The 18,421-nt window shown below is 41.0% G+C and carries 16 protein-coding genes and 2 pseudogenes; 10 read left to right on the top strand and 8 right to left on the bottom strand.

The window, feature by feature from the left end:
• Positions 1 to 146 (bottom strand): annotated as a pseudogene (locus tag AC13CK_RS03610) (IS4-like element ISAba33 family transposase); the annotation flags it as partial.
• 345 nt (positions 147 to 491) lie between these two features.
• Between AC13CK_RS03610 and AC13CK_RS03605 the strand changes: the two are divergent.
• Positions 492 to 608, top strand: a pseudogene (locus AC13CK_RS03605) (IS5/IS1182 family transposase); the annotation flags it as partial.
• 30 nt (positions 609 to 638) lie between these two features.
• Here AC13CK_RS03605 and AC13CK_RS03600 read toward each other — a convergent pair.
• The gene (locus AC13CK_RS03600; protein WP_482830946.1) at positions 639 to 1,658 is read right to left on the bottom strand and encodes an AraC family transcriptional regulator; all 1,020 of its coding nucleotides are present in this window, start codon (positions 1,656 to 1,658) and stop codon (positions 639 to 641) included.
• 152 nt (positions 1,659 to 1,810) lie between these two features.
• On the opposite strand from AC13CK_RS03600, the gene AC13CK_RS03595 reads away from it, so the two are divergent.
• From AC13CK_RS03595 to AC13CK_RS03560, 8 genes are all read left to right on the top strand, one after another.
• Positions 1,811 to 3,256, top strand: coding sequence for a coniferyl aldehyde dehydrogenase (locus AC13CK_RS03595; RefSeq protein WP_005005936.1), 1,446 nt, complete (start codon positions 1,811 to 1,813; stop codon positions 3,254 to 3,256).
• 114 nt (positions 3,257 to 3,370) lie between these two features.
• Entirely contained in the window at positions 3,371 to 5,089 is a 1,719-nt protein-coding gene (locus AC13CK_RS03590; RefSeq protein WP_019383643.1) for a GMC oxidoreductase, read from the top strand.
• Between the two features lie 480 nt (positions 5,090 to 5,569).
• Complete coding sequence (gene arsC, locus AC13CK_RS03585) at positions 5,570 to 6,004, top strand: arsenate reductase (glutaredoxin) (protein ID WP_005005940.1); 435 nt, start codon at positions 5,570 to 5,572, stop codon at positions 6,002 to 6,004.
• Positions 6,005 to 6,061: 57 nt separating this feature from the next.
• A complete protein-coding gene (locus AC13CK_RS03580) occupies positions 6,062 to 6,382 on the top strand; it encodes a metalloregulator ArsR/SmtB family transcription factor (RefSeq protein WP_004981310.1) in 321 nt (106 codons plus the stop codon).
• 6 nt (positions 6,383 to 6,388) lie between these two features.
• Positions 6,389 to 6,862 (top strand): arsenate reductase ArsC, encoded by a 474-nt coding sequence (locus AC13CK_RS03575; protein WP_005005946.1) that lies wholly within the window; start codon positions 6,389 to 6,391, stop codon positions 6,860 to 6,862.
• A 7-nt stretch (positions 6,863 to 6,869) separates the two neighbouring features.
• On the top strand, positions 6,870 to 7,913 hold the full coding sequence (gene arsB / locus AC13CK_RS03570; protein WP_005005948.1) for an ACR3 family arsenite efflux transporter: 1,044 nt from the start codon (positions 6,870 to 6,872) through the stop codon (positions 7,911 to 7,913).
• A 5-nt stretch (positions 7,914 to 7,918) separates the two neighbouring features.
• Entirely contained in the window at positions 7,919 to 8,623 is a 705-nt protein-coding gene (gene arsH / locus AC13CK_RS03565; RefSeq protein WP_005005950.1) for an arsenical resistance protein ArsH, read from the top strand.
• A 153-nt stretch (positions 8,624 to 8,776) separates the two neighbouring features.
• Positions 8,777 to 9,844 (top strand): ArsO family NAD(P)H-dependent flavin-containing monooxygenase, encoded by a 1,068-nt coding sequence (locus AC13CK_RS03560; RefSeq protein ID WP_482830945.1) that lies wholly within the window; start codon positions 8,777 to 8,779, stop codon positions 9,842 to 9,844.
• A 276-nt stretch (positions 9,845 to 10,120) separates the two neighbouring features.
• Here AC13CK_RS03560 and AC13CK_RS03555 read toward each other — a convergent pair whose 3' ends face one another.
• The 3 genes from AC13CK_RS03555 to fahA are packed head-to-tail and all read right to left on the bottom strand — an operon-like array spanning position 10,121 to position 12,661.
• Positions 10,121 to 10,696 carry a VOC family protein gene (locus AC13CK_RS03555; RefSeq protein ID WP_004694629.1) on the bottom strand — a complete coding sequence of 192 codons (576 nt, stop codon included), beginning with the start codon at positions 10,694 to 10,696 and terminating at the stop codon, positions 10,121 to 10,123.
• Between the two features lie 21 nt (positions 10,697 to 10,717).
• Complete coding sequence (gene maiA, locus AC13CK_RS03550; protein WP_482830944.1) at positions 10,718 to 11,356, bottom strand: maleylacetoacetate isomerase; 639 nt, start codon at positions 11,354 to 11,356, stop codon at positions 10,718 to 10,720.
• A gap of 21 nt (positions 11,357 to 11,377) precedes the next feature.
• Complete coding sequence (fahA, locus tag AC13CK_RS03545; protein ID WP_482830943.1) at positions 11,378 to 12,661, bottom strand: fumarylacetoacetase; 1,284 nt, start codon at positions 12,659 to 12,661, stop codon at positions 11,378 to 11,380.
• Positions 12,662 to 12,846: 185 nt separating this feature from the next.
• Here fahA and AC13CK_RS03540 point away from each other — a divergent pair, with 185 nt between their 5' ends.
• A complete protein-coding gene (locus AC13CK_RS03540) occupies positions 12,847 to 13,668 on the top strand; it encodes an IclR family transcriptional regulator (protein ID WP_005005960.1) in 822 nt (273 codons plus the stop codon).
• 253 nt (positions 13,669 to 13,921) lie between these two features.
• On the opposite strand, the gene AC13CK_RS03535 is transcribed toward AC13CK_RS03540, so the two are convergent.
• The 3 genes from AC13CK_RS03535 to hppD all read right to left on the bottom strand — a co-directional run bounded on the left by AC13CK_RS03535 (position 13,922) and on the right by hppD (position 17,805).
• Positions 13,922 to 15,148 (bottom strand): amino acid aminotransferase, encoded by a 1,227-nt coding sequence (locus tag AC13CK_RS03535; RefSeq protein ID WP_005005963.1) that lies wholly within the window; start codon positions 15,146 to 15,148, stop codon positions 13,922 to 13,924.
• Between the two features lie 29 nt (positions 15,149 to 15,177).
• The gene (locus tag AC13CK_RS03530; protein WP_005005964.1) at positions 15,178 to 16,578 is read right to left on the bottom strand and encodes an amino acid permease; all 1,401 of its coding nucleotides are present in this window, start codon (positions 16,576 to 16,578) and stop codon (positions 15,178 to 15,180) included.
• A gap of 165 nt (positions 16,579 to 16,743) precedes the next feature.
• Positions 16,744 to 17,805, bottom strand: a complete 1,062-nt coding sequence (gene hppD, locus AC13CK_RS03525; RefSeq protein WP_005005966.1) for a 4-hydroxyphenylpyruvate dioxygenase — start codon at positions 17,803 to 17,805, stop codon at positions 16,744 to 16,746.
• Positions 17,806 to 18,421 lie beyond the last annotated feature (616 nt).

Raw genomic sequence — 18,421 nt, 5'->3', positions numbered from 1 at the left:
ATGGGCAAGGCTTTAGATGCAGAAGAAAGATTACATGTTTGCTTTAAAATAATCACAAGCATGATGAGCGCAAAGCACTTTAAATGTGACTTGTTCCATTTTAGAGATTTGTTTAAGATAAGATATAACTCATTGAGATGTATCATAGTATTCGTCGTTAGAAAACAATTATTGTGACATTATTTCAATGAGTTATCTATTTTTGTCGTGTACAGAGAAAAAATATATAAAAGTTGAATCAAATATTAAGAGCAAAAATCCTTAGTTTTAAATATAGATGAATGAAGACAGATGGTCATTAAGCGGTGTAATCAGCACTCTATCTTGGCTTAAATAAGTTATCGTTTTGTTATACCGTTAAAAGCATAATTTATTAAAAAATTTAGAGTTTTAGTTCGCTATCGCTCTACTGTGAACCATAAATGATTAGAAGGATGGGCTTTGTTGTACAAACCTATTCTTAAAGCCATCTTTAGCAATATAATTTCCGAATGAAGAAGCCAGCACCTAAAATTGACCGTACAAGCAATTGCTCCTCATATAACCGAGTTCTCATTAATCGTGGAAATATTGCCATTTGGTTTGATCTTGAAACTCAGAGGTATGCTCATTATTGAACAAAGTAGCAAAACCAGAAGTCATACAATATGGCTTCGACTTTTGTCTCTTAACTCGGTTGGAGGAACGCCAAACCAACTTTTAAAGTTGCGACTAAAAATAGATAACTCTGCATAGCCCAACTGTAGAGCAATATCCGTCAAATTCACATTGCCTGCATCAAGCATACGCAGTGCTTCTTTTTTTCGGACATTTTCGAGTATATCTCGATAGCTTGTTCCTTGCATTTTTAAAGCGCGCTGAAGCTTTTTCGGATGCATGCCCATACAGAGTGCGATATTTTCAATGCTGCAGTCTCCTGTCGCCATCAGCATGCGGACTGAACTCTCTATCAGTGCGGTATTGTCTTCAGTTTTGGTGCTGCTTTGTGTTTCAAGCTGTTGTACGATTAGTTGATTAATGGCATCTTCATTAAAATTATAGGGTTTATAGCTTAAAAAGCTTGCCGGAAAATAAAGTGCATCTTCATCGGTTTCAAACTCTACTTGACATGAAAAATGTGCTTGGAAAGTTTGAGGACCTTTTTGTGGTGCTTTTTGCTTGAAGCAAATTTTTTCTGCATGCCACTGCGGGCCAATCAAATCTTTTAAAATATTCGCGACAAGGCAAATGGCCAGTTGTGATTTTTGTGGTACATCGGTGTTGTATTCACTTAAACGCACAAAGTTCAGCTTACAGAGCAGAGCATTATGTTGCGAGACGTGGAAGACAATGCCTTCAGCATGTAAATAGACATATTTTTGCGCCACGCTTAAGGCTTCAAGTATGGTCATTTGTCGGGACATATAGACGCCAATCAAACCGATTGTGCTAATATTTTGGAGTGCACCGAGTTTTAAACCGAAGCAATCATCCTGACAAGCTAAGGCCGCTTTTTCCAATAAATTTAAATAATGATCATAATGAATAAATGAATCTGGATCACGGAGTAAAGCAGGTAAAATCCCGATCTCTTTCAAGATTTCTATAGGGTTGATGCCATAACTACGGACTAAGTCTTCAAAACCGCCGAGGCTGGCTGCACGAATATAACTTCCCATCACAACATTCCGTGTTGTCCTAAAAGATCAATTTAGTGTCCTAAAAAGTCAAGCATAATTCAAGCCATTTGTTAAAGTAGGATAAGAGATTATCTCAACCAACATAGAAAAGAAGTATTGAATCACCATTTTAGCCGTGAAAGGAAAAGCATATGCAACTTACGGTTCAGTCTCATATCGAGCAAACAGTGATAGAACAGACATTGCACGATTGTTTTCAATTACAGCGCAAAAGCTTTCATCAGCAAGGCATTGAAACGATTGCACAACGCAAGCAACATTTACTGAATTTAAAAGCACTGATTAACGATCACCGTGAAGCAATTATTGACGCCTTGAATCGTGATTATGGCAATCGTTCACGCCATGAAACCTTATTGGCAGAAATTATTACTGTCACGGATGACATTAACGGCAGCATCAAACATTTGAAGCAATGGACGAAAGTACAAAAACGACATGTCGATCATAGCCTGTATTTTGGTGCGAAGAACCGTGTGATTCCTCAGCCACTGGGCGTGATTGGAATTATTGTGCCGTGGAATTTCCCCATCAATTTGATGTTTTCACAGTTGTCGGCCGTGTTTGCTGCGGGAAATACCGCTATGGTTAAAATGTCTGAAAATTCAAGACATTTGGCCGAATTGCTGATGGAGTTAAGCCCCAAATACTTTAAAGCGGAAAAATTACAGATTTTCGATGAGACGGGTGAAGTAGGCATCGCATTTTCAAAATTGCCGTTTGACCACCTGATGTTTACTGGCTCTGGTGCGACAGGGCGTAAAGTCATGGCTGCTGCTGCACCAAACTTGACGCCAGTGACTTTGGAGCTGGGTGGTAAATCTCCTGCGGTGATTGACCCTGAATACCCCATCGATAAAGCTGTAGAACGCATTATGTTTGTGAAACAGTTTAATGCGGGACAAATTTGTACCAATGTCGATTATTTATTTGTGCATGAGTCGAAGTTACAAGCATTTATTCAAGCCGCGGCAGCGTGGGTTCAGGAACATGTGCCTGATATTCATAGCAAAGATTATACTTCTGTGATTGATGAGCGCGCATTTCAGCGCTTAGTGCATAGCTTGGCAGATGCTGAAGCCAAAGGGGCAAGTTTGATTAATTTAAATCAGCAAGAGCCAGATGCTGCGACACGAAAATTTCCACTGACTTTGGTGTTGAACAGCAATGATGAGATGGAAATTGATACGCGTGAAACCTTTGGTCCGATCTTGATGGTCAAAACCTACCAGAAGCCTGAAGAGGTAGTGGACTATATTGTGCAGCGTGATCGTCCATTGGCCTTTTATCCATTTAGCAATAATAAAAGCTCAGTCGAATTTTATATCAGCCGAGTTATGTCGGGCGGGGTTTCGGTCAATGATGCCTTATTTCATGTCGGGCAGCATGACTTGCCATTTGGTGGGGTCGGTGCCAGCGGGATGGGGCATTATCATGGCTATGAAGGCTTTTTGACTTTTTCCAAAATGCGTCCTGTGTTTTATCAGGCGGGTTTTTCGAGCTTGAAGTTTCTCGCGCCGCCTTACGGAAAATTTGCCAATTGGCTGTTGAATTTATTGATTCGGATGAAGTCATAAGCGCTTAAATTTAAAAACCTCAACATCACTTTTCACTTCAAGATGGATATTTTGAAGTGAAGGAATTAGTGTATTTAAAAACAGAAAAATAAAACTATTAAAGGAGTTAATAGGATGAATAATAAAGATTTTGATTTTGATCAAATCGTGATTGGCTCAGGCTTTGGTGGATCGGTCAGTGCTTTACGCCTTAGTGAAAAGGGCTATAAAGTCCTGATTTTGGAGAAAGGATTACGCCGTGAAGACAAGGATTTTCCAACTACAAATTTAGACACCAAAAACTATTTGTGGCGGCCTGAACTGGGATTCAGAGGTACGATGCAATTTACTTTCACCAGTAAAACCACCATTTTGCATGGGGTGGGCGTCGGTGGGGGCTCACAAATTTATGCCAATGTACATTTAATTCCACCTGATGCTGTTTTTGAGTCTGAGGCATGGACCAAGATTCGTAAAGACTGGAAAGAAACCTTAAAGCCGTTTTATGGTCTCGCTCAACGTATGTTGGGTACAGCGAATAATACTTATACCAATATTGCAGACGAAACGTTAAAAGAAGTTGCGAGTGAAATTGGATATGCAAATTCATTTAAAACGGTGAATACGGGGGTCTTCTTTTCGCAAGTAGCTGGTCAAGAAGGACAATTAGCGAAAGATCCGTATTTCAATGGAGAGGGGCCAGATCGTAACTCCTGTATTTATTGTGGCGCTTGTATGTTGGGCTGTCGTAATAATGCCAAAAATACCCTGATGAAAAATTACCTGTATTTTTCTGAGCGTAATGGCGTTGAAATTCGTCCAAGTTCTGAAGTGGTGAAAATTACACCACTGAATGAAGATGGTAGCGCAGGTTACGAAGTAATAGTCAAAGAAACTTTAGGAAAGAATGTTCGTCAGTATAGTTTGCGCAGTCGTGGGGTGGTGTTATCTGCGGGTGTAATGGGTACGGTACCGATGTTGTTAAAAATGCGTGATCAGCATAAAACTTTACCCAATATTTCTTCATTGCTGGGACAGGAAGTTCGGACGAACTCGGAAACCCTGACCACAGTGAACAATACTGGTAAAAAACTGGATGATGGTGTGGCTATCAGCTCCTTTATTTCAGTCGATGCAGATACCAATATCGAGGTCACACGTTTCCCTGAAGGTGCGGATGCTTCATGGATTTATATTCCATACGTGCCTATGGTGACTGGTCAGGGCTTTATGCGCTTTACGAAGTTTGTGTTCACTACACTGTTGCATCCCTTAAAAACCTTTAAAGTACTGCGTTATAAGGGTAAAGCCAAAGACTCTATTATTTTATTGGTAATGCAAAAGTCTGAAGCATTCATTCATTTTGAATGGCGTAGAAAGTGGTATCGACTGTTCCAGAATAGTATTACTGCCGTGCAAAAAGAAGGGGATACGCCACTCACAGTTTCATTCCCTGCGGCTGAAGAAGCCACTAAAATGATTGCACAAAAGTTGGGTGGAGAGCCAGGTTCTGCACTTACTGAAATTCTACTGGGAACGCCAACGACAGCACATATTATGAGTGGTGTCGCGATGGGTAATGACAAGTCGAATGGCGTTGTGGACTTCACTGGTCAAGTCTTTGGTTATCAAAATTTACGCGTATTAGATGGTTCGATTGTACCTGGAAATTTAGGTGTGAATCCCTCACTGACCATTACCGCACTGTCTGAATTTGCGATGAGTCAAATCCCAGTGTTCTCCGCAGAGCGGGCAGCAAAGATTCAGCGTATTGAATTTAGTCAGCCTTTGGAGGGACAGGTGTCTGACTTGAAGGGCACTGGTGATTTAGCCAGTGCATTAAGCAATGCTTAAAAAAAGTGGATATGGTTTGGGCTGGTGATGGTGCCTAATACGGCAAAATAGACAGCCGAAGCAATACAATCTTGAGATCATTATCCCTCTAACGCTGTATTAAAGCGTTAGAGGTCGTTGCTGATTTTATGGGCTATAATTCAGAAATTCCTAAGCTAAGAAGAGAGCGAAAAGCTGTCTTACCTTGTTACCGATTAATTGGGCGGGCATTACTGAGTCTATTCGTAAACCCAAAAGCCATGGTTTATTTTTTCTTTTTATAGAATATGACAAGTAAAATCAAAATAATAACTAAGATCAAAGTAATCATGACTGTTTCCATAGCTTGACCTCTAAATCTTGGGTTTTATCTAATTTTAACACGCTCATTCGATCACTATATATTCAAAAAAGATCATTTTATATTCTTTAAATATGGAGTTGCATATATATGATTATTCATATATAAGTATATATAAAGATTCAATTGAGTTTGAGCAAATGTCTGCTACTCCAAAAGTTAAGATTTATCACAACCCTGAATGTGGTACATCACGTAATACATTGGCGTTAATCCGTAATGCCAATATTGAACCTGAAGTGATTGAGTACCTTGTAACACCTCCATCTAAAAATGAACTGATTCAAATGATCGCGGATGCAGGTTTAACGGTGAGAGAAGCGATTCGTAAAAATGTTGCTCCATATACAGAATTAGGAATTGATCAAGAGGATTGGACTGAAGATCAATTGCTTAACTTTATGCTTCAGTATCCAATTTTGATTAACCGCCCATTCGTGGTGACTGAACTAGGAACTCGTTTAAGTCGTCCGTCAGAACTGGTTTTAGAAATTCTGCCACTCCCACAAAAGGGTGCTTTCACTAAAGAGGATGGTGAACAAGTGCTTGATGCAAATGGGTTACGTTTGAAATAAAAATTTCATGGATATATGTGAATATTGATATATCCATATGTCAGAGTGAGTGAAAGTATGGATCAAATCAATTTCTTTAAATGTTTGGCTGATGAAACGCGATTCAACATCGTCATGTTGGTTCTTGGAAATAATGAACAGTGTGTTTGTGATTTGACTGAAAAACTACAACTCAGCCAACCCAAGATTTCACGGCATTTAGCCTTATTACGCTCTTCTGGTCTTTTACAAGATCGACGTCAAGGACAATGGGTCTATTACAGTCTCAATCCCAATTTACCTACTTGGTGTATAGACGTACTTAACACCCTTAAAAATGCTGATTTACAGCCAAAAGTTGCTCCATCATTTCAACAAATCAATAGTTATTGCGAGTAGAACAATATGAAATTCCTTTTTTTGTGTACTGGAAATAGTTGCCGTAGCATCCTGTCAGAAGTGCTGTTTAATAGTCGTGCCCCAGAGGGTTGGAAAGCATACAGTGCAGGTAGCAAGCCATCTGGACAGGTACATCCATTGACCATTGAAACTCTGGAAAACTTAGGTCTTTCAACCGAAGGTTTGTGGAGTAAGACCATTGATGACTGCGAACAATTCCAACCTGATGTGGTGATTACGGTTTGTGATTCAGCCGCTCAGGAAGCATGTCCGCTCTATTTAGGTGGTGCAATCAAAGCACATTGGGGTTTAGCAGATCCATCACACTTGGATTTACCGAAAGAAGAAAAACTCAAAGCCTTCCAAGTCACCGTTGATCATATCAACCGACGCTTAGACGCTTTATTGGCACTCGATACAGCGCATATGTCTCGTCCTGAGTTGATAGCCGCGATCAATCAAATTTCGCATATTGAATGAGATCATCATGGCTCAACAAAGATTATCCTTTCTAGATCGTAACCTCACGCTATGGATTTTTATTGCCATGGCATTGGGCATTGCGATTGGTGTGTTCTTTCCGCAAGCCTCGGTGGCTTTGGATAAAATGAGTGTGGATTCAGTCAATATTCCGATTGCGATCGGTTTGATTTTGATGATGTATCCACCTTTGGCAAAAGTGGACTATGCTGCTTTGCCACAGGTGTTTAAAGATAAGAAAACGCTGACACTCTCCTTAGTACAAAACTGGCTTATTGCACCTGTTTTGATGTTTGCCTTAGCCATCATTTTTTTACATAGCTATCCTGAATATATGACCGGCTTGATCTTGATTGGTTTAGCACGCTGTATTGCGATGGTCTTGGTGTGGAACGGTTTGGCCTGTGGGGATAACCAATATGTTGCTGCATTGGTGGCCTTTAACAGTATCTTCCAGATTTTATTCTTCAGTACTTATGCTTGGCTCTTCTTGACCTTTTTACCGCCTTATTTCGGTATTGCAGGACAGGTGATCAATGTCGATTTCTGGACCATTACCCATGCGGTATTGGTGTATTTAGGGATTCCATTTTTTCTTGGCTTTATGACCCGATTTATTTTGGTTCGTGCTAAAGGTTTGGCTTGGTATCAAAATACCTTTTTACCCAAGATTAGCCCACTGAGTTTGCTGGCTTTATTGTTTACGATTGTGGCGATGTTTAGCCTTAAAGGAAACGATGTAGTGAGCTTGCCACTCGATGTCTTGCGTATTGCGATTCCATTGACAATCTACTTTATCGTGATGTTCTTCATCAGCTTCTTCATGAGCAAATGGATGGGGAATGACTATCCTAAAACCACAGCAATTTCTTTTACTGCTGCGGGAAATAATTTTGAATTGGCGCTGGCTGTAGCCATTGCAACTTTTGGTTTAGCTTCACCTGTGGCGTTTACTACTGTAATTGGTCCACTGGTTGAAGTACCAGTGTTGATTGCTTTAGTCAGTGTGTCATTGTGGCTTAGAAAAAAGTTTTTTAAAGAAGAGGTGTAATTTCTATGACTCTCCCAAATGTAGATATGAATCTTTTGGATCAACCGACTTTAGAAAAAGTACAAGCTAAAGTGCTAGATCATCCACCCCGTATTTTGATGCTGTATGGTTCAAACCGTGAGCGCTCATACAGCCGATTGGCGGTGATGGAAGCTGGTCGTATCTTGGAGCAGTTTGGCGCTGAAGTAAAAATTTTTCATCCTAAGGGCTTGCCCTTACCTGAAGATGCGGATATGGAACATCCAAAAGCCAAACAACTACATGAACTTTTGGCATGGTCAGAGGGCATGGTGTGGTGCTCGCCGGAACGCCATGGCTCAATGAGTTCAATTTTCAAATCGCAAATTGACTGGATTCCACTGGCAGGTGGTGCTATTCGTGCAACCCAAGGCAAGACTTTGGCGCTCATGCAAGTCAGTGGTGGTTCACAGTCTTTTAATAGCTTAAACCAGATGCGTATTTTAGGTCGTTGGATGCGTATGATCACCATTCCAAACCAATCGTCTATTCCCAAAGCTTTTTTAGAGTTTGAAGAAGACGGCAGGATGAAACCTTCAGCCTTTTATGATCGAATTGTCGATGTCATGGAGGAGCTGTATAAATTCACGCTACTGACGCGTGGGCAAAGTCAGTACCTCACAGACCGTTATTCAGAGCGAAAAGAGTCGGCAGAAGAATTATCTAAGCGTGTCAATCAACGTAGCTTATAAACTTTAGATGATCAAAGATGTTGAAAAGCAGCTTGAGCAATTGAAAAGCCCAATTACAGAGTTGATCAATTTGTAAAATTCGCTCAGCCTGTTGCATAGACTGGGCTTTTTAATTTTGAATATGGCTTAACTATAGCAAATGGGAGAGTGGCTTTGGCTCAACTAAAAGCAGAAGTTGATGTGGTTATCATCGGTGGTGGTCAGTCGGCACTTGCTACAGCGTATTTCCTCAAACGTAAAAAAGTGCCATTTGTGATTTTAGATGATCAATCGCAAGCTGGCGGTGCATGGCTGCATGCTTGGCAGTCGCTATGTCTTTTTTCACCGCATACATGGAGTTCGTTGTCAGGTTGGATGATGCCAACGACTGAACGCACCTACCCAACGCGAAATGAAGTGATCGAGTATTTGTCGGCATACGAGCAACGCTATCAATTTCCGACCATTCGGCCAGTCCATGTCGATCATATTGAACAAGAAGATGACTATTTAGATGTGTATGCTGGAGATCAATATTGGCGGGCAAAGGCTGTGGTCAGTGCAACAGGTACATGGAGCAAGCCTCATATTCCTAATGATATTGGACGTGAAAAATTTAAAGGAATACAGCTTCATTCAGCGGACTATATGAATGCAGCGCCTTTTAAAAACAAGAAAGTCATCGTGGTGGGGGGCGGAAACTCAGGCGCACAAATTCTTGCTGAAGTTTCAAAAGTGGCAGAAACGACTTGGGTCACGACGACAGCACCAGCATTTTTATCGGATGATGTGGATGGGCGAGTCTTGTTTCTTCGTGCAACGGAGCGTTTAAAAGCACAACAGGAAGGTCGGAGTTTGGAACAACTCGCAGGTGGCTTGGGAGATATTGTCATGATAGACACTGTCAAAGAGGCCCGTGAACGTGGCGTATTACATAGCCGAGAACCGTTTAACGCATTTGAAGAACATTCAGTTGTTTGGGCGGATGGTACAACACAAGCCGTAGATGCTGTCATTTGGTGTACAGGATTTAACCCTGCACTTAATCATTTAAGAGGTCTTGGTGTGGTAGAGCCTGATCAAACGGTTGCTGTTCATAATGGGCGTTCAATGAAAGTAAATAATTTATGGTTGGTTGGCTATGGTGAGTGGACAGGCATGGCATCGGCGACTTTAATTGGAGTGTCCAGAACAGCAAGAGCTGCGGCTGATGAAATTGCTGCCTATTTGACTGGTGCTTAAACCTATAAGTTTAAAGGGATGCGTAGATAGGTTTCATGCATGAACAATTCGATTTGATTCGATACGGATGATGATGGAAATAGGATTCGCCGTGAAGCAAATGGAAAGCAATTATTGATGATTGATAGGAGATTTAAGGTACTCTAAGTTTCTAATTAAAATAAGAATAGCTGCCTGTTTATATCAGAAAAAGCAGCCGAAGCTGCTTTGACTTTTTTTAATCATCGTTGAGGTTACTTCTAAAGGCATTCGCGATCAGCACAACTTTCGCCAAATTTATGCATCTATTTTGGCGGTACGAGAGTTATGACTTAGTTCATCTGCATGTAGGAAATGCGTATGCTGCGGGGCGCGTTTGGTTTTGCTCCATTCTTCCAGCATGTCATATTTCATTTGTTCTGTAATCATGGCAATTTTTTGTGGCGCTTTTTCATCGTCATAGGCCAGTTCCAAACGGTGGCCATTTGGATCAAAGAAATAAATTGAGTGGAAAATACCATGATTGGTAATGCCCAAGACCTCTATACCATTGGCTTCTAGGTGTTCTTTAGCATCAATCAGTGCCTGACGGTCTTTGACTTTGAGTGCAATGTGCTGCACCCATTTTGGGGTGTTTTCATCGCGGCCCATTTCAGGCTGGGTTGGCAGTTCAAAGAAAGCCAACACATTGCCGTTTCCTGCGTTTAGGAATAGGTGCATATAGGGATCAAAGGCTTTGGTTGAAGGTACATGGTCTTCAGCAAAGGCGAGAATGAAATCCATATTTAGGTTTTTTTTGTACCATTCCACCGTTTCTTTGGCATCTTTACAACGGTAGGCCACATGGTGGATTTTTTCAATTTGAATGGTCATTTTTATATCCTTATAAAAAACTTAAGCGGCTTCAGGTTGCATTTCAGGTGCAGCGTGTTGAAAAGCCTCTAAACTGTTGCAATGGGTATAGATCGAACAAATTTTTGGATAATCGGATAAATCAAGATTAAAACGTAGAGCGTTATAGACTTGTGGAATCAGGCAGCAATCCGCGAGGGTCGGCTGATTGCCAAAACAGAATTTTCCATTTGACTGTTCCAGTTGTGCTTCAAGGGCTTTAAAGCCCGTTAAAACCCAATGTTTATACCAAGCCGTTTTCTGCGCATCACTTATTTCCAATGTACTCGTCAGGTACTGAAGTACCCGTAGGTTGTTGAGCGGATGGATGTCGCAGGCGATACTTAAACTAAATGCACGGATCAAAGCACGCTGCTGCAAGTCTTGAGGGAGCAGGGCCGTGTCTGGGAATTTATCTTCTAAATATTCAAGAATGCTTAGCGATTGAGTCAGAACAAAATCTTGCTCTGCCCATGCGGGCACCAGCTCACTAGGATTGATTTGACTGTAGCTTTCACTATGCTGTTCACCGCCATTATTGACTAAATGCACAGGTACGTGTTCAGCGGCCAGACCTTTTAAATTCAGGCCAATACGAACTCGGTAAGTCGCAGAACTACGAAAATAGGTATACAGTTTCATGGGCAAGATCCTAGTCTGCAATTATTGGGTAAAACCAAAATCCATTGCTGGCAGAATTTTGCCGCTGACTTCACCAAAACCAAGCCGCAAATCATCTTTTTCACAATAGCCTTTCATAATGACGGTATCACCGTCTTGAATGAAGTTACGCTGTTCGCCATTTGATAGCGTTAAAGGTTTGGTGGCATTCCATGTGATTTCGAGTAATGAACCATAAGAATCTGGGGTTGGTCCTGAAATGGTCCCTGAACCCATCAAATCACCGACCTGCAAGTTACAGCCCGCAATCGTATGGTGTGTCAGCTGCTGAGCCATGGACCAGTACATATATTTAAAGTTGGTTTTGCAGATCACATCACTTTTGTCGTCATTCTCAGGCTGAATTTCAACCGAAAGATGAATGTCATAACTATTGCTGCTGTTGTCTTCACGCAGATAAGCCAAAGGTTTCGGCTCTTGTTCAGGAGAACTGGTTTTAAATGGCTCAAGTGCTTCCAGCGTCACAATCCAAGGTGAAATAGATGACGCAAAAGTTTTGGCATTAAACGGGCCAAGTGGCACATATTCCCATTGCTGCAAGTCACGAGCAGACCAGTCATTAAACAGCACCATACCGAAAATATGATCCCAAGCGTTTTCAATTGGAACAGGTTGACCCAGCTGACTTGACTTGCCTACGATAAAACCAGTTTCCAGTTCAAAGTCGAGTTTACGACAAGCAGAAAATACAGGACGTTCTGAATCTGGCAGCTTGATTTGTCCTGATGGACGGACAATGTCAGTGCCGCTCACAATGACTGAGCTGGCACGACCGTTATAACCAACAGGGAGTTCTGACCAGTTGGGCAGCAGCGCATTTTTCGGGTCACGGAACATGCAACCGACATTGGTGGCATGTTCTTTAGATGAATAGAAATCGGTATAGCCTGAGATGTGTACAGGTATATGCATTTTGACATCTGATTGTTTGAAGAAAACCTGATCACGCAGGGTCTGATTATCACGAAGATCAGGATTATCTGCAGACAACAAAGCTTGTAATTCTGCGCGGACTTTAGACCAATTGGTTTTACCTGATTCAATAAACATATTCAGTGTCGGCTGATTAAAGAGCAGTTTGCCATCTGCCACTTTGCAATAACCATGCGCTTCTAGTACCGCCAGATCAATTACCCATTCTCCCAGTGCTACGCCAGCACGAGGCTGCGAATTGTGTTTTTCACTAAAAATGCCATAAGGTAGGTTTTCTAGTGGGAAATCTGAATGTGCAGCAATTTCAACAAATGACTTCAAGCGTTTGCTCATGGATATTGATCCTTTCCGTGGAAAATTTAAGTTCTAGATAGAATCATACTTATATTTTAAAATTACGCAATAAATAATTTATTTATGAATAGTGTAAATTGTTGAGCTATACTACTCTGAATGAGAGAGTCAGGTTTAGATGGCTCACATTTTTGATTTAAGTAGTACAATTCACCAATGGAGTTATGACAACTAATGCAGCTATGCAGGGTAAAGCGATGAGTGTTGAGGAAGAAAAAATACAGGGAGGGGTTCAGTCTCTGGAAGTTGGATTAACCGTATTAGATGCATTAACCGCACATAATGCACCGATGATGTTAAAAGAGCTGTCCGAAGTTTTATCCATGCATCCAGCTAAAGTACACCGTTATGTAGTGAGCTTGATTCGTAAAGGCTATGCTCAGCAATTAACGGATGGGCGTTATAGTTTAGGTGAGCGTGCACATGCTTTTGGGGTGAATGCACTCAAACGAACAGATATGTTGGAATTAAGCCAGCGTTATATTCAGGACATTCAGCAACATCTGAATTGCAGTATTCATGTGAGTAAATGGTTCGCCGATGGCGCGGTCGTAGTTCAGTCTCTAGAATCTAACCATGTCTTTAATATTATTACTCGAGTTGGTTCACGCATGCCGCTGCTGAAATCTGCGACAGGGCGCTTGCATGCCTGCTATCAGCCCGAGCACATCATCAGACCATTATTGGAAAAAGAATGGGAAAGTAGCGCTAAACCAGAGCAGTATCCTGCAAATTGGGAAGATTTTTTAGAACTGAAAGCGAAAATTCTGAGTCAAGGTTATGCTTCAGTCACAGGAGATATGATGGCTGGGATCAATGCGATTAGTATTCCAGTCTTTAATTTCACGCAGCAACTGGATCATGTCATTACTTGTATTGGCACAGAAGATCAGTTACCCGAAGGACAAATGCGGCAGGCAATTGATTATGTTCTTGGCGTACAGCGACAGATCGATGCTTTATTTCATCCAGCTGCTGCCATATAAAAGCATCGCTTACATTGAAAAGATGAATTAAGTTTTAAATCCACCCTCTGGTGGATTTTTTATGGGGTTGTGGAGGCAGACAGTCGAAATATTTGCTTTTTTGCCACGCTATCTAAAGGAAAAGAGGAAATTAGGAACTAGATAGTGATGCTGAAACCCGTAGACTTAGGTTGCCTTGATTCAAGTTCTGAAAAATAACGATAAAAAAGGCTTCTAACCCTAGAGTGAGAAGCCTAAGTGAGCATGATATATCTTAAGCAAACACAGACTCAGTGGAACTTGCAGCTTTAAGCACAGTTGCCATCGACTCAGCCACATAATCAATATTGTTTAAATTTAGGCCAGCAGTACACATACGGCCGCTGCGGACTAAATAAATACCATAATCTTGTTTCAGCAAATCGACCTGTTCTGCACTTAAGCCCGTATAACTAAACATGCCTTGTTGCTGGGTCAGATAGCTAAAATCCATATCTGGTAGCGCTTGACTGAGTTTGTCTTCAAGTAAGCGACGCATCTGTAAAATGCGCTGACGCATTTCTTCTAATTCAGACTGCCATAGCTGAGACAACGCTGTGTCATTTAATACCTGACTCACCAATAACGCACCGTTGGCTGCTGGGCTAGAATAAATGCGGCGGACTGTCGCTTTAAGCTGACCCAATACATTTTGGGTAATGTTTGCGTCATCACAGACAAAGCTCAAGCTACCAACGCGCTCGCCATAAAGGGAGAAAATCTTGGAAAAAGAATGGCTGACAATAAAGTTCATACCAGACCGATCTAGCGCGTGGATTGCATAAGCATCTTGCTCCAATCCTTGACCAAAACCTTGATAGGCCATGTCCAAGAAAGGAATCAAGTCATTTGCTTTTAGAACCTCAATCACTTGATCCCATTCATGAGGTGCTAGATCTGCACCTGTCGGGTTATGACAGCAAGGATGCAGTAGTACGATACTTTGAGCAGGTAGCTGCTTTAAGGTATCTAGCATCGCCGTTAGATTTACGGCATGGGTGTCCGCATCATAATAAGGGTAGAAATGGGTTTGAACACCAGCGCCATTAAAGATCGCAATATGGTTTTCCCAAGTCGGCTGACTGACCCAGATCTCGGACTGCGGAAAGTATTTGTTCAAGAAGTCTGCACCCACTTTGAGTGCACCAGAACCACCCAAAGTCTGAATGGTGACGACACGCCCTTGCTGACGGGCAGGGCTAGCGTGACCGAAAATGAGTTCTTGTGCAGCCTGATTAAAGCTCTTGAGCCCATCCATCGGCAAATAGACTCGGACTTTGTCATAGTCAGGAATTAAATGAGTATAGGCTTTTTGAACCGACTGTAGCTGCGGCACGATATTATCTTCATTATAATAAAGTCCGATACTGAGATTGACCTTATTCTGGCGCGTATCTTTGCTGAATTCCTCCATCAGAGAAAGAATCGGGTCACCTGCATAGGCATCAATATGTTGAAACATGAATACATCCTAATATGATAAATACGATATTACGCTTCTGGTAAGGAAGTGATTTTACTTTTTTCAAGCAACGCAACATGATCTTCTTGCTTCCGTTTAAAGAAGTAAGCCGTCAGTAAAATCGTAATCCAGACTGGAATCATGAGAACTGCGATTTGCATATCTGGGCTACGACTCATAATAAGCAGAATACACGCCATGAAGGCAATACATAAATAATTGGTAAATGGATAGGCCACACTTGGAAAGTGAGTTTTTACCTGCATACGATTCATAGCTTTTTTAAACTTTAAATGGGTATAAGAAATCACGACCCAGTTAATCACAATAGCCGCTACGACCAGCATCATGAGTAAGTTAAATGCTTTTTCAGGAAATAAATAGTTAATCAGAACACATATTAAAGTAAAGAAAGCTGAAACCATAATGGCATTTACAGGAATACCACGCGGATTAATTTTGCTTAAAAATTTTGGAGCATTGCCTTGTTGTGCCAGACCAAGCAGCATTCGGCTGGTACAGTAATTGGTGCTGTTATAGACAGAAACAGCCGCAGTCAAAACCACAAAATTTAAAACAGCGGTCACGGTCTGGCTGCCTAAAGAGTCGAAAATCAATACGAAAGGACTACCGCCTTCAGCCATCATATTCCATGGATAAAGCGACAAAATTACGACTAGGCTCAAGATATAAAATAACAACACGCGGTAAACAATTTGATTGACGGCTTTTGGGAGAGTTTTCTGAGGGTTATCTGTCTCTGCTGCTGCAATGCCCACCAGTTCAATTCCACCGAAAGCAAACATAATCATGGCCATAGCCATCACTAAGCCTGTAATACCATTGGGGAAGAAGCCACCGAGCTGCCATAAATTTTGTAAGCTAGACTGGCTATGACCACTACCGCTGGCCAGCAAGTAACTACCAAAAGCAATCATGGCAATAATTGCCACGACCTTAATGATGGCTAACCAGAATTCCATTTCACCAAATAATTTCACGTGCAGTAAATTAATGACATTAATAAAAATAAATAAACCCAAAGCAGAAACCCACGTTGGAATATCAGGCCACCAGTAATGGATATAGAGGCCGACAGCGCTGAGTTCAGCCATACACACTAAAATATTGAGTACCCAATAATTCCAGCCAGACATAAAGCCCGCAAATTTGCCCCAGTATTTATAAGCAAAATGACTAAAAGAACCACTCACGGGTTCATGCACAATCATTTCACCGAGTTGGCGCATCATAAGAAAGGCTATAAGGCCTGCGATGGCATAGCCTAAAATAACAGAAGGTCCTGCGAGTTTGATGGTTTGTGAAATACCGAGGAATAACCCTGTGCCGATAGAACCACCGAGGGCGATGAGCTGAATATGACGATTACTTAAACCTTTTTTCAGGTTTCCTTGTTCAATGTGCTGCATTTTTATTCTTCATCCATGTGAGATAAAGCCCTGAGCCATGATGATGTTTAGTTATTTTTATATTGTCATCGGAGCGGACTTTAATTTTTACGAGTATAATTTTTGCGCAAAAGTTAAATTTCCCTGTACATAAAACTATATGTACAGGGAAATTCTAGAAATCGTTTAAGCTTTAGATACATCTAAAACGCCACGTTTAATTTGGTCGCGTTCAATCGACTCAAATAGCGCTTTAAAGTTGCCTTCACCAAAACCGTCGTCATCTTTACGCTGAATAAATTCAAAGAAGACTGGGCCTAGCATATTTTGAGAGAAAATTTGCAAGAGGAGACGCTTATTACCGTCTTTAGTATTGCCATCCAGCAAAATGCCACGTTTTTGTAGTTCATCAGCAGGTTCGCCGTGGTTAGGCAAACGTTCATTTAGCATTTCATAATAGGTATTGGGTGGAGGTGTCATGAACTTGGCTCCTAAAGCTTTGAGTTTGTCCCAAGTGCTAATCAGGTCATCACAAATGAAGGCAATATGCTGAATGCCTTCACCGTTAAATTCATTCAGGAACTCGGCAATCTGACCATTTCCTTTATCCGAATCTTCATTCAGCGGAATACGGATTTTGCCATCTGGCGCCGTGAGTGCCTTGGACGTCAGGCCAGTATATTCACCTTTAATATCGAAGTAGCGAATTTCTTGGAAGTTGAAAATCTTTTCATAGAAATCAGCCCAATACTGCATACGGCCTTTATACACATTATGGGTCAAATGGTCGATTTCATATAAACCTGTGCCGACAGGATGGGAGGGTACATCATCAAAGAAAATGAAGTCATTTTGGTAAATGTCACAATCGACGAGGAAAATAGGAGAGCCGCCAATCCCTTTAATTGCTGGGATATTCAGCTCCATCGGGCCAATTTGATTGTAAATTGGTTCTGCACCAATTTCTATTGCCTTTTTAAATGCCTTTGCCGCATTCTTGGTGCGGAAACCCATTGCACAGGCAGAAGGGCCGTGTTCTTTATAGAAATAAGCTGCATACGATTCAGGCTGATAATTTAGAATGATATTAATTTTGCCCTGACGCCATAAATACGCATTTTTAGACTTATGCTTTGCCACTTTGCTGAACCCAATGGTTTCAAACACCGCATCTAGCTGACCATCTTTAGAAACAAATTCAATAAATTCGAATCCACACAGTTCTAATGGGTTGGCTAATTCATTCATACAACGTCCTCATTTCTTTTTTAAGCAATCCTATTGCTTATCTTTTTAACGATTCCTTTCAGAGCTAACGGACTGGTCGCTACAATTCTAGAGCGAGAGAGACAAATCCGTTTGTCTGACATGGGGCACCTGTTCAGCAACATTCTCAATGTTGAGTGAACAAGTGTAGAAGTTTTAATTCATCATACTTGATCTAAATTATTATTCAATACGTAATTTAATTACGTAATAAATAAAATTGGTAAACGATTGACCTATAAATTAAATTAATATTATTCATAAAAATATTTTTTAAAACAGGGGGCTTTGTTATACCAAGATTTCAGGATGAAATCAGTGCTATAGGACTAAAATAGAAGGGAAAAATTGGGTATGAAATTTGGCTCATTCAGTGCATCTATTGAGAACAGCTATTTTGAATATCGATTTGAGTCTTGGTTTTGGCTTCATATAAAGATCTAATCTTGTATAATCGATCTCTGTACACGACAAAAATAGATAACTCATTGAAATAATGTCACAATAATTGTTTTCTAACGACGAATACTATGACACATCTCAATGAGTTATATCTTATCTTAAACAAATCTCTAAAATGGAACAAGTCACATTTAAA

It is taken from the genome of Acinetobacter sp. L-24 (assembly GCF_056857555.1).
This window is presented reverse-complemented; position numbering and strand designations above follow the sequence as displayed.